The 12,250-nt window shown below is 33.8% G+C and carries 12 protein-coding genes; 3 read left to right on the forward strand and 9 right to left on the reverse strand.

All coding sequences use genetic code 11. The features are described 5' to 3' along the window. Positions 1-18 precede the first annotated feature (18 nt). Positions 19-804: an SDR family oxidoreductase gene (locus CBD51_005990; protein ID RPG58045.1), complete on the reverse strand. Its 786-nt coding sequence runs from the start codon at positions 802-804 to the stop codon at positions 19-21. A gap of 76 nt (positions 805-880) precedes the next feature. Here CBD51_005990 and CBD51_005995 point away from each other — a divergent pair, with 76 nt between their 5' ends. From CBD51_005995 to CBD51_006005, 3 genes are all read left to right on the forward strand, one after another. After that, positions 881-1,411 (forward strand): 3-hydroxyanthranilate 3,4-dioxygenase, encoded by a 531-nt coding sequence (locus tag CBD51_005995; protein ID RPG58046.1) that lies wholly within the window; start codon positions 881-883, stop codon positions 1,409-1,411. Positions 1,412-1,476: 65 nt separating this feature from the next. Further along, positions 1,477-2,517 (forward strand): amidohydrolase, encoded by a 1,041-nt coding sequence (locus CBD51_006000; protein ID RPG58047.1) that lies wholly within the window; start codon positions 1,477-1,479, stop codon positions 2,515-2,517. 31 nt (positions 2,518-2,548) lie between these two features. Next, positions 2,549-4,438 carry an amidophosphoribosyltransferase gene (locus CBD51_006005; protein ID RPG58048.1) on the forward strand — a complete coding sequence of 630 codons (1,890 nt, stop codon included), beginning with the start codon at positions 2,549-2,551 and terminating at the stop codon, positions 4,436-4,438. On the opposite strand, the gene CBD51_006010 is transcribed toward CBD51_006005, so the two are convergent. The 8 genes from CBD51_006010 to sufC form a co-directional block, all read right to left on the reverse strand. After that, positions 4,435-5,334 (reverse strand): hypothetical protein, encoded by a 900-nt coding sequence (locus CBD51_006010; GenBank protein ID RPG58049.1) that lies wholly within the window; start codon positions 5,332-5,334, stop codon positions 4,435-4,437. The genes CBD51_006005 and CBD51_006010 overlap by 4 nt on opposite strands. Positions 5,335-5,337: 3 nt before the next feature. Further along, complete coding sequence (locus tag CBD51_006015) at positions 5,338-7,728, reverse strand: S46 family peptidase (protein ID RPG58050.1); 2,391 nt, start codon at positions 7,726-7,728, stop codon at positions 5,338-5,340. Positions 7,729-7,733: 5 nt separating this feature from the next. Then, on the reverse strand, positions 7,734-8,243 hold the full coding sequence (locus tag CBD51_006020; GenBank protein ID RPG58051.1) for a DUF2480 family protein: 510 nt from the start codon (positions 8,241-8,243) through the stop codon (positions 7,734-7,736). Further along, entirely contained in the window at positions 8,240-8,557 is a 318-nt protein-coding gene (locus CBD51_006025; protein RPG58052.1) for a DUF59 domain-containing protein, read from the reverse strand. Before CBD51_006025 ends, CBD51_006020 begins: the two co-directional genes overlap by 4 nt. A 3-nt stretch (positions 8,558-8,560) precedes the next feature. After that, positions 8,561-8,965, reverse strand: a complete 405-nt coding sequence (locus tag CBD51_006030) for a SufE family protein (protein RPG58053.1) — start codon at positions 8,963-8,965, stop codon at positions 8,561-8,563. 1 nt (position 8,966) lies between these two features. After that, positions 8,967-10,181, reverse strand: a complete 1,215-nt coding sequence (locus CBD51_006035; protein RPG58054.1) for a cysteine desulfurase — start codon at positions 10,179-10,181, stop codon at positions 8,967-8,969. A gap of 31 nt (positions 10,182-10,212) precedes the next feature. Further along, positions 10,213-11,493: a SufD family Fe-S cluster assembly protein gene (locus CBD51_006040; protein RPG58055.1), complete on the reverse strand. Its 1,281-nt coding sequence runs from the start codon at positions 11,491-11,493 to the stop codon at positions 10,213-10,215. 6 nt (positions 11,494-11,499) lie between these two features. Further along, complete coding sequence (sufC, locus tag CBD51_006045) at positions 11,500-12,240, reverse strand: Fe-S cluster assembly ATPase SufC (GenBank protein ID RPG58056.1); 741 nt, start codon at positions 12,238-12,240, stop codon at positions 11,500-11,502. Between the last annotated feature and the right edge of the window lie 10 nt (positions 12,241-12,250).

The raw sequence follows: 12,250 nt of genomic DNA on the forward strand, positions 1-12,250 counted from the left end.
TATTCATTTCTGGGGGATTTATAGGGATTTTGTTCGTCCACCATCAACAGGAAGGTTGATACCATTAATGTAGCTAGCTTGTTTAGAACATAAAAAAGTCACGGCATAAGCAATCTCTTTGGGCTTAGCAAAACGCCCAACAGGAATACTGTTTTTCATTTTTTCGCTCACCTCCTTAGAGGATAAGCTATGTTTGGTTGCACTATTTTTTATTATGCTGGAAAGTCTTTCTGTTTCGGTTGCTCCCGGAAGAATATTATTAACAGTAATACCAAAGGGTCCAAGTTCAGAGGCCATTGTTTTACTCCAATTTCCCATTGCACCTCTAATAGTGTTCGATACCCCAAGTCCACTTATTGGCTGTTTAACAGAAGTAGATATAATGTTAATTATTCTCCCAAATCCATTTTTTTTCATTTCAGGCACCGCAACTTGAGCGACAGTTTGTGCAGATAAAACATGTTGAAAAAAAGCAGACTTATATTCTTCTAATTCAGCCATATGAGCCATACCGCTCGGTGGCCCACCAGTATTATTAATTATGATGTCAGCAACACGCATATTATGGTGGCTTTTAATGGATTTTAAAAGAGCACCAGAATTTGACATATCAACACTTAGCACATCATGTGTTTGATTGTTATTTGTACAAAGAGATTTTTTTGTTTGGTTTAATAATTGGGAGCTTCGAGCAATTAATAAAATATTAGCACCAGCACTTGCAAGCTCAATCGCAATGGCTTTTCCAATACCACGAGATGCACCAAACACCCAGGCAGTTTTATTTATTAGATTTATTTCCATATTATCTCAAATATAACTAATTTACAAGTATGTTATAATTAAAGCGCATGTAAAGCCCAAACTAATTAATATTTCTATGAAAAATATAACCCCCCCATTTAATTTAAACCAGTGGATTTCCGAAAATCGTCACCTTTTAAAACCACCAGTTGGCAACAAAAACCTATACGTTGATGCGGGTGACTTTATTGTTATGGTTGTGGCGGGTCCAAATGCAAGAAAAGATTACCACTACAACGAAACGGAGGAACTTTTTTATCAAATAGAGGGTAACATTATTGTAAAAACACAGCAAAATAATAAAATGATTGAAGTTGAGATTAAAGAAGGGGAAATGTTTTTATTGCCAGCACGAATACCACACTCACCTATTAGACCTGAAGGATCAATAGGATTGGTTATTGAAAGAAAAAGAAAAAAAGAAGATAAAGATGGTTTAATGTGGTTTTCAGAAACGGCAAATCAACTTTTATATGAAGAGTATTTTCATTTAACAAATATCGAAAAAGATTTTTTACCCGTTTTTAAAAAGTTTTATTCTAATAAAAAATTAAGAACGTGCCCCAAGACGGGGGAGATTATGGATGCAGATCCGAGATATATATAAATCAGTAATTTGAAAAAGAAACCGACTATAGAAAACAATTAGATTAAATATAATAAAACTTAATCATGCGAATAAACGGACACGGACACATACTTCCAGAACCTTTTCAGATTCCCACATTTATGAAAAAAAAGAAACTTTTTTGGATTGATGAACAAAAAAAATATATGATGCAAGGAAATTGGTCAAGGCCCATTGAGGGGTTAGGGGGTTTTGTTAAAGACAAAATAGACTGGATGCGTCAACATCGAATAGACCACGGTGTTATGTTGTGTCTTTCACAGTTGTATTGCAACGGTTGGAGTGAAAGAGATTGTTTAGACGCAATTCGTTTCCAGAATGATTTTAATGCCTCTATTCAAAAAGACTACCCAAAACTATTTACTTGCGGTTTTGTTGTTCAGCCTCTATATATTGAGCAGGCTCTTAGAGAGATTGAAAGATGTGTGACAGAATTAGGTTTAAAGCTACTTTGTTTGCCCACACACTTTTTAAACTCAAAAGGAGATTGGGTGTCTACTGCAGAATCACATGTTGAACCGATATTTGAGTTGGCTAACCAGTATGGTTTGGCTGTTCAAATACACCCCTACGATGGCGAAAAAATGATTGCTTTACAAAATCAATATTGGAGATTTCATTTAATTTGGATGATGGCACAGTGTGCCGATACGCTACATGTTTATACACTCAGAGGCCTACCCGACAAATACCCAAAAATAAGAACTAGTTTTGCCCACGGTGGCATGCTTGGAATAGCTAATTATGGAAGAAGAATTCAGGGTTTTGATGGCCGCCCCGATCTTTTTAAAGGTCTCCAAGACCCCCGAAAAACACTAGGTCATAAAAACATATATTTTGACTCATTAGTGCACGACTCTTATACTTTAGATCTTCTAAAAAAACGTGTTGGGTCAAATCAAATAATAATGGGCCTCGATGACCCCTTTCCCTTGGGTGAGGTTGAGGGGGTGGGGAGTACATATCCTGGAAGAGTTATTGATTATGCAGAAGAAATGGGTTTTATATCCGAACAAGAGAAAAAAGATATATGTTTTAAAAATATTTTAGATTGGTTAGGTATAAAAAAAGAGGATTTTTGTTAAAAAACAAAACTTTTGTAATACATTTAAAAACATGAGCGACATAATAAAACATGAGTGCGGAATAGCCCTTTTGAGGCTTTTAAAACCACTATCATATTATCAAAAAAAATATGGCACTGCACTGTACGGGCTAAACAAAATGTATCTCTTAATGCAAAAACAAGTTAATAGGGGACAAGATGGGGCAGGTCTAGTAAATATTAAGCTAAATATTAAACCAGGCTTACCATATATTAGTAGACGTCGATCTGTAGAACAAAATTCAATTCAAGATGTTTTTTTAAAAATCAGTGAAAATTTTGACAAAATAAAAAACAAATATCCTAATAAGTTTGCCGATCCAGTGTGGCTAAAAAACCACTGCTCATTTGCTGGAGAATTATTTTTGGGCCACTTAAGATATGGCACATACGGTGGAAACAGTATAACCAATTGTCACCCATTTTTGCGACAAAACAATTGGAAATCTAGAAACCTAGTTTTAGCTGGTAATTTTAATATGACAAATGTTGATGAACTTTTAAATCAGCTAATTGATTTGGGCCAACACCCCAAAGAAAAATCAGATACTGTCACTATTTTAGAAAAAATAGGACATTTTACAGACGAAGAAAATGCTCGGCTATATAATAATTACAAAAAGAAAGATCATACAAATATTGAGGTTTCTAAGTTGATAGAAGAGAATATCAATATTTCAAATATATTGATTAATTCTTCTAAGAAATGGGACGGGGGATATGTACTATGTGGTTTGCTTGGGCATGGAGACGCGTTTGCGCTTCGGGACCCAAACGGCATTAGGCCTGCATATTATTATTGTAATGAAGAAATTGCTGTGGTTACTTCTGAGCGCCCAGTTATTCAAACTGCATTTAATGTTGAAGCCTCTGACATAAAGGAGCTTCCCAGGGGTCAAGCTATCATAATTAAAAAAAGTGGAATAATTGACTTTCAACAAATCAATTCCCCACTAAATAGATCTGCATGCTCTTTTGAAAGAATATATTTTTCTAGAGGAAATGATTTTGAAATAAATAAGGAAAGAAAAATGCTAGGCGCTTTATTAAAGCCACCCATCTTAACAAAAATTAATAATGATTTTAAAAACACGGTTTTTTCTTACATCCCGAATACTGCTGAAACCGCCTTTTATGGACTATTGTCCTCTTTGGAGGATGAACTCAACAATCAAAAAGAAACACTTCTAAGAAACGGACAACTAGATGAATTAAAGCAGATAATTAATCAAAAATTAAGAGTGGAAAAAATGGCAGTCAAGGATGCTAAATTAAGGACATTTATCACTGCAGACAGAGATAGAGATGGACTTGTTGGACATGTATATGATGTAACCTATGGTGTTGCTAAAAAAAGTGACACACTGGTTATTTTAGATGATAGCATTGTTAGGGGCACCACGCTAAAGAGAAGTATTCTTAGGATTCTAGATAGATTAAGTTTTAAAAAAATCATTGTGGTATCTTCGGCCCCACAGATTAGATACCCCGATTGTTATGGAATAGACATGGCAAGGTTAGATGATTTTATTGCATTTAAGGCCATTATTTATTTATTACAAAAATCAACAGAGGGAGAGACATTAATAAAAGATGTTTATCATAAATGTAAAGAAGCTCTTTTGCAACCAAAAGAGGACCAAGTTAACCATGTAAAAGAGCTGTATAAAAACTTTAAAGATGAAGAAATTTCAGAAGAGATTGCTAATCTTTTAAGGATAGACAATATCTCTGCAGACTTTGATATAATTTTTCAAAAAGTTGAGGATTTGCATGTTGCATGCCCCAATCATAAAGGAGACTGGTACTTCACCGGCAATTACCCCACTCCTGGAGGAAATATGATTGCCAATAAATCATTTGTTTATTATATTGAGGGGAATAAAGCAAGAGCATATTAATTAGCTTGAAAAATTTTTTTTTTAATTGCATGTGCTAAAAGGTTCGCCGAATTCGTCTTTTTTCTAAACCACATTTCTGGCTCAATTAATTCTAGTTCTGATAGAGCTAACAGCCCAGAGTTGTCTATTATTAAATCTACCCGTGCATAGGTAGGTAAAAAATTAAGCGCTTGAATAACTTTTTTTGCAAATTCTATTTCAGAAAACCCAGCCTCATAATTAGTTACAGTTCCACCAAAATCATCTTGTACTCTAAAGTCGCCCTTGCGAGATTTTTTAAGTACCCCATGAGAGTATTCTCCATTTATTATCATTAATGAAACCTCTCCAAAAGAAAGAATTTTTTTTTGAAAAGATTGAATTAGCATTTCATGTTTTGCGCTTAGTTTTTCAAATAATTCAGATTCTTTTGGGCCGACAGGGTATTTTAATCTATATGTTTCCCATGCTGCAGCTGAAACAGTCGGCTTAATTACAATCTCAGTCCATTTTTTTTCTTCGCAAACTTTATTTAGTGATGCACTACTCCCTTTTTCAACGAGAAGGGTGCCCGGTATATTTATTCCTTTTGCCTCCAACTCTATCAAGTATCGTTTGTTTAAATTCCAAAGAATTTGTGGATAAGAATTAATAAAGGAGACCTTGTCCTTCCATAATTGCAAAAAAGAGTAAAACTCATTGATTTTATCAAAATAGTTCCAGGTTGTGCGAAATAGGGCATATTGAAAGTTTTTTAAACAATTAGGGCTGTCCCAGGCCACCCTGGTGGCCTGTATGTTCAGCAACCTAAGCGCATTAGAGACAAGCAAGTCTTCGTTTAAAATATTTTGCACATACCAATTGCTTTTTGAAGGATTTAAATATCTTTCCTCGGTTAACAGCGCGACCTTAAACATAAATTAATTAGCTGCGCCAACTTGTAGCTCTGTGTTATAAGTTTCACCTTTCCACACGAAAGTTTTTTGACCACTCTTTCTTGCTTCTAAAAAGGCATCCGAGAAACTCATCTCAGCACTTTTTTTTAGAGAAGGAGCAACACCATCGATTATTTCAGGAAATTCTTCTATTAAATTTCTAATGTCACTAATAAAACGTTCAGTTTCTTTTTTTTCGGCTGTATTTTTTTCCTCATCACTCATTTTCACCAATGTGAGTTCGTCAATTATATGGCTTGCATTTGCAAATTTATCAATGATAAATAAAATATATCTAACATCTACAGAGATCGTTCTCTGCAGATTTTCCTCAAAAGCAATATCACCACTCATAGCCTCCCAGTTGCCATCAAAAGCACAACCAATCAACTCCCCCTTACCATTAATAACAGGAGAACCTGAATTGCCCCCTGTAATGTCGTTGTTGGAAATAAAACACACATTTATCTCTCCCTCTTCATTTGCATACACCCCGTAGTCTTTAGAATTGTATAATTCAACAAGCCTATCAGGAACAATAAACTCAGGATCACTATTATCAAGCTTCTCCATAACACCATCTAGAGTGGTGACATAATCATACATCATTGCGTTTCCAGGAGAGTACTCACCAACAGAACCAAATGTTAATCGCATAGTAAAGTTGGCATCTGGATAGAAAACTTTTTTTGGTGACATTTTTCTTAACCCATCAATAAATAGTCGATTGGAAACAGCTAGTGACTCGCGCGGGGAGCTAATAGCCGGCAGAATTTTATTGAAATAATTATCTAAAATTGATTTTTGTACAATGTACCCAGGATCTTTTTTTATTTTTTTGGCAGTTGGGTTTTTTAGAAAATTTATTAATTTTTGTTCATCTACAAAAATAGATTTTTCATAAAGCATGCTGCCCCACTTTTCAAAGTTTCCTTGGTATTTAGCTTCCATATCTAAAATAATTTTTGGCAATTGATCTTTAGGGACATTTTCGAAATACATTTGCATCATTTTAACAAAAATATCTTGATCAATCTCCTTTTTGTATTCTTTAAAGCTACTTGTAACTTCAGACATAAAAGATTTTTTTGAGGCATTAATTAGACTGTCGCTTCCACCTTCTAAAGACTTTAATAGGCCTTCAGACCTTCTCGCTAGTCTTATAAAGCTTGGCCCACCCCAAGCGGCTTCATTTAGGTATATTCTAGATAGAGTCATTTTTTCAATTTCGTTGTATGCCCTATCCATGTTAATTAATACATCTCCATAAATCTTTTTATTGAGGTTTGAAGAATTTACAAATTGAGAGAAAGCACTTTCAATAGATGTTTTTCGGTCGTAAACACGTAGTCTTTTCAAACCTTTTGTCTGGCCAATATAATACTTCCAATAATTAGATATTCGCGCCTTTTTGCTTGCGTACATAATACTAATATTTCTGTCTGAGCGCATATAATCATTTAATATGTCCAACTTAGCCTCTCTAACCTTGACTACAGTCGGGTTGTACAGGTCAACAGCAAGTTTTACACCAAAGGACGAAAGGTAGCGATCTGTGCCCCCAGGGTAACCTAAAATCATGGCAAAGTCACTTTCTTTAACTCCATCAAGCGAAATAGGAAGGTGATGTTTGGGCTTCATAGGAATATTATTTTTGTTAAATTCAGCTGGGTTACCCTCCAAGTCAGTATATACTCTAAATAAAGCAAAGTCACCAGTGTGTCTTGGCCACATCCAGTTATCGGTTTCTCCACCAAATTTACCAATAGACTCTGGTGGTGTTCCTACTAAACGAACATCATTAAATCGTTCGTAAATAAACAAGTAAAATTCACTTCCGCCATAAAAAGGCTTTATCTCTGCCCAGTAGTTAGTGTCTTTTGTTTCCCGAGACTTTATTTTTTCAATTCTAGATTGAATTAATTTTTTTCGAGTTGATTCTTCAGTGTCAAAGCTAATACTGTCAAGAACCTCCGACGACACATCATCCATCCTAATTAAAAAATCAACAAACAATCCTTCATTTGGAATCTCATCTTCATAAGATTTTGCCCAAAATCCATTTCCCAGGTAGTCATTTTCTACTGAACTGTGGTTTTGAATTGCATCATATCCACAATGATGATTTGTTAAAAGAAGACCGTTAGGGGAAATAATCTCACCAGTACAGTAACCATTAAAACTAATAATAGCATCTTTTATTGACGCATTGTTTACACTATATATTTCTTCTGCAGATAGTTGTAGGCCCTTTTTCTGCATATCGTCAATATTGAGTCTTTTAATTAACATCGGCAACCACATGCCTTCATCTGCTTGTGATGGTTGCGGAATAATAAAGAAAATTGATAAAAAAACGACTAATAAACTTCTCATAATACTTAATTTTTAATTAATGGAATACTTGAACATGGTTCACCATAAAACAAGCTTTTTACATGCGGTGCAAAAGCGTCTATACAAAGCGAGAGGCAACCTAAGGGAACACTCTCATTATTGCAAACTTTTAAAAACACCCGTTTATTTTTATATTTTTCAAAATTAATAATACTTAATTGCTGCTGAAAAAGTAGTAAATCCATTGTTTCTAAATTGGTAAAAAAAACTTGTTTTGCAATATTACGCAATTTCATTTGAATAAGGGGGTATGTCCAAGGGGGAATAATAACATCTTTGGTACAAATAATTGAAACATAGCAATCAGAATAGTCTGACCAGCTATGATTTTGTAGTTGTTTTTTAAAGGACGCTTCTCGAATTATTAGGCCTTCGTCCAACCAATCGCTTAAGTCGATTATTTTTCGAGGGGCTTTTAGATTAAAATCAGAAACATCAATCGTAATTAATCCAGAAGCATCAATTTTATTTATTATTTCAAGGTTTTTTTTCATAAAAATCCCAATTCTAGTTTTGCTTCTTCCGACATCATACTTTTATTCCAAGGAGGGTCCCAGGTAATTTCTACTTCAGTGCTATTTACGTCTTTTAATTCTTCTACTTTTTGTTTTATTTCAACAGGTAGTGATTCAGCAACAGGGCAATTTGCAGCAGTGAACGTCATAAGGATTTTCACATCATTATCATTGCTGATTTGAATATCATAAATTAAGCCTAGTTCATATATGTTAACAGGTATTTCTGGGTCATGAATTTCGCACAATACACCAATAACTTCTTCGCCAATTTTTTGAGTATTTTTAGTCATTTTTTAAAGATTTTTTTTTGCATAATTTTGTATTTTTTTTATCATCATTAATAGTCCGTTTGCACGGGTCATAGAAAGATGTTGTTTAAGTTGGATTTTCTCAAAAAGAGTATTCTGGTAATTTACTATTTCTAAAGCAGTGCTTCCAGAAAAAAGTTGAATTATTAGTGCAACTAGTCCTTTAGAAATTAAAGCATCGCTATCAGCATAAAAATATAGCCTTTCCTTTCTTTTTTCACAGTCTAACCAAACATTTGATTGACAACCCTGAATAAGATAGTCTGGAGTTTTTTTGTCGGACTTAATTAAAGGAATATCTTCGCCTATTTCAATCAAATGCTCATATTTTTCCTCCCATGAACTATACAATGAAAATTCTGAAATTATTTTATTTTCTTTTGTTTGCATATTATTTTTTTAAAAAAGCAATTATTTTTCCTAAAATTAATATAAATCTTTCTATTTCTTCTTCCGTGTTATAAATGGAAAGAGATATCCTGGTGGCGCCCGGAATGCCGCAATAATTCATTAACGATTGTGAACACAAATGTCCCGAACGCGTATGAGTATTATATTCTGCTAAAATTGATGCTAAATCATAATGGTGAACACCATCAATGTTAAATGTAAAAATAGGAGCAACTCGAGTGGCTTCACCTAAAATAGTAACACCATCAATATTAGATATAAGTTTTTCAAATTTATTAATCAGTTTCTTTTCATGTTTTATTATTTTTTCAAAACCAACTCTTTTAACAAAATCAATGGCCCTACCCAGCCCAACAACTCCAGCTATGTTAGGCGTTCCAGCTTCTAATTTATGAGGAAGTTCAGCCCACTTACTTTGTAATTTATTAACTGTAGAAACCATGCCCCCACCAAATTTATTTGGAAGGCAGTTGTGTAGAGCCTCTTCTTTTCCGAATAAAACTCCCGTACCAGTGGGGCCAAAAATTTTGTGACCAGAAAAACAGTAAAAATCACAATCTAAATTCTGCACATTGATTTTGGAATGTGCAATAGCTTGGGCGCCATCGATCATAATTGGAATATTAAATTGTTTTACTAGCTGTATAATTTGTTTAATATTTTGCTCAGCCCCAGTTACATTAGAAATATGATGTGTAGACACAAATTTCACATGTTTATTTAACAATTTTTGCAGCTTTTTCGGGTTTATTAATAGTTTCTCATTTATAGGCATAAACTGCAACCTTGCCCCAGTTTCTTTAGCAAGAATTTGCCAGGGAACTAGATTTGAGTGGTGTTCCATTGGGGACACAAGGATAATGTCATTTTCTTTTATTATGGGCTTTACATAAGACTGGGCTACCATGTTTATACTTTCGGTAGCACCACTGGTAAAGATAATTTCAGAATTTTTTTTTGCACTCATGAAACTCTGGACTCTATCTCTTACCTGCTCATATTCCCCTGTTGCCTTATTAGCTAACTTATTCATACTCCTATGAATATTACTATTATAGTTCTGGTAATAATTAACTATTTCATCTATAACAACTTGAGGCTTTTGAGTAGTTGCTGCATTATCAAAATAAATAGAGTCCTTATTTTGAGGTGAATTAAAATAAGGAAAATGACTTCTAATTTCATCAATTCTCATATAGAAATACTTTTAAAATATTTTGGGTGTTTTACTCAAATTGTTTATCAATTTCGTCAGTAATAATTTTTTTTAGTTTTTCGTCTGCTACAGAGTCAACAACATCACTTACAAATGCAGAAAGCAATAGTTTTTGAGCAGTATTTTTACTTATGCCACGTGAACGCATGTAGAACATTGCCAGGTCATCTATTTGACCAATCGTTGAGCCATGTGCACAAGCTACATCGTCTGCAAAAATTTCTAATTGAGGATTGGAATTTACCCTGGACTTATCACCTAACAAGATGTTATTATTTTTTTGGACAGTATTGGACTTTTGGGCGTGTTGAGCAACATAAACACAGCTGTCATATTGGCCACTAGACTCATCAGAATAAAGGCCTTTAAAAATCTGTGAACTTGAACAATTAGGCTTTAAGTGCTTTAATGAAATATTATTGTCAACTTTGACTTCGTCTTTTAACATCGAAACAGACCACATTTTAGATGATATATTTTCACCTAGAAGCTCAAGCATTATGTTATTTCTGATGTTACCTTGAAAGCCTAGAGCGCCGCGGGAAAAGAAAAATGAATATAAATCACATTTGCTTTTTGTATGCTGTTCTATAATTTCTGTATGGACTGATTGTGATTTTTTATGCTGACCAGCTCTAGAGCCAAAGCTATATTTAACCAGGTGTGCGTTTTCGTTGACCACCCACTGAGACAGTGTGTTTTCAAAACTTTCAGTATTTCCTTGAAAGGTTTCAATAAAGGTAACATGTGAGTTTGGAGCAATATTAATTATTTGCCTTGACTGCTCAAGACCAGTATTTTTTATTTCATGGTGTATATGAATGATTTGAGGTTTTGAATTATCTTCCACATTTAAAACAAAGCCCTTTGTGCAGGTTCCATTATTTAAATTAATTAATGGATCTTTATCATTTGTTGTTTTATTTAGATANTTTAAAAAATCCNGTTCATTTATCTGACTTAAATCCAAAANATCAACGTTGTTTGGTAAGACCATAGTTGTTGTTTTAACAAAACCATTTACAATATTAATTGATACGTCGACCAACTTTTCAAACAACTTCTTAGTGTCATTTGTTGGGTCTTTTTCAGAATTTTCAGACCCAGTGTATTTGTTAAAAGAAAGGTTATTCCAGTAGCTACTTTTTTTGGTTTTTTTTAAAATTTCGATGCATTTTTTTCTTGCATTAACACGACTTTCTTGTAGGATGTTGTTGGTGTGCTCTTTTGTTTCTAGGCACAAAGAGGTTAGTGTTTCGTGTAGGTATTTATTTGTAGAGTTTACTGTCATTAGATTTTAATTAACAATTTTGTCATAACCTGTTTTTTCTAATTCTAATGCTAATTTGGCATCACCCGATTTTACAATTTTTCCACCATGTAGAACNTGAACATAATCAGGCTTAATNTAATTAAGTAATCTTTGGTAGTGNGTAATAATTATAAATGCGTTATTATCAGATNTCAACTTATTTACTCCATTTGCAACCACTTGTAATGCATCTATGTCAAGACCAGAGTCTGTTTCATCTAAGATCGAGAGTTTTGGACTTAACATGGCCATTTGAAAAATTTCATTGCGTTTTTTTTCTCCTCCAGAAAATCCATCATTAATAGATCTAGACAGGAATGCAGGATCCATATTTAACAACTTTAGGTTGTCCTTCATTTTTTTTAAAAGCTCTGCAGATTTCATTGGCGGGTGGTCAAGGGCTTTTCTAATTTCATTGACAGATGTTTTTACAAAATTACTTACCGAAACCCCAGGTATTTCTACAGGATATTGAAAGGACAAGAATATTCCCATTCTTGACCGTTCTTCAGGCGAATAGTCTAAGATAGATTGGTTGAAATAACTAATTTCACCCTCCGTTACTTCGTGATTTTCATTTCCAGAAATTATTGAGGCAAGAGTACTTTTTCCAGAACCGTTTGGACCCATTATTGCGTGAATTTCACCAGCATTAACTTCNAGGTTTAGACCCTTAAGTACTGACTTTTCATTTATCTCGCTATGTACGTTTGTAATTTTTAACATGATATAATTA

The organism is Flavobacteriales bacterium TMED191 (assembly GCA_002171975.2).
Taxonomy (GTDB): Bacteria; Bacteroidota; Bacteroidia; order Flavobacteriales; family TMED113.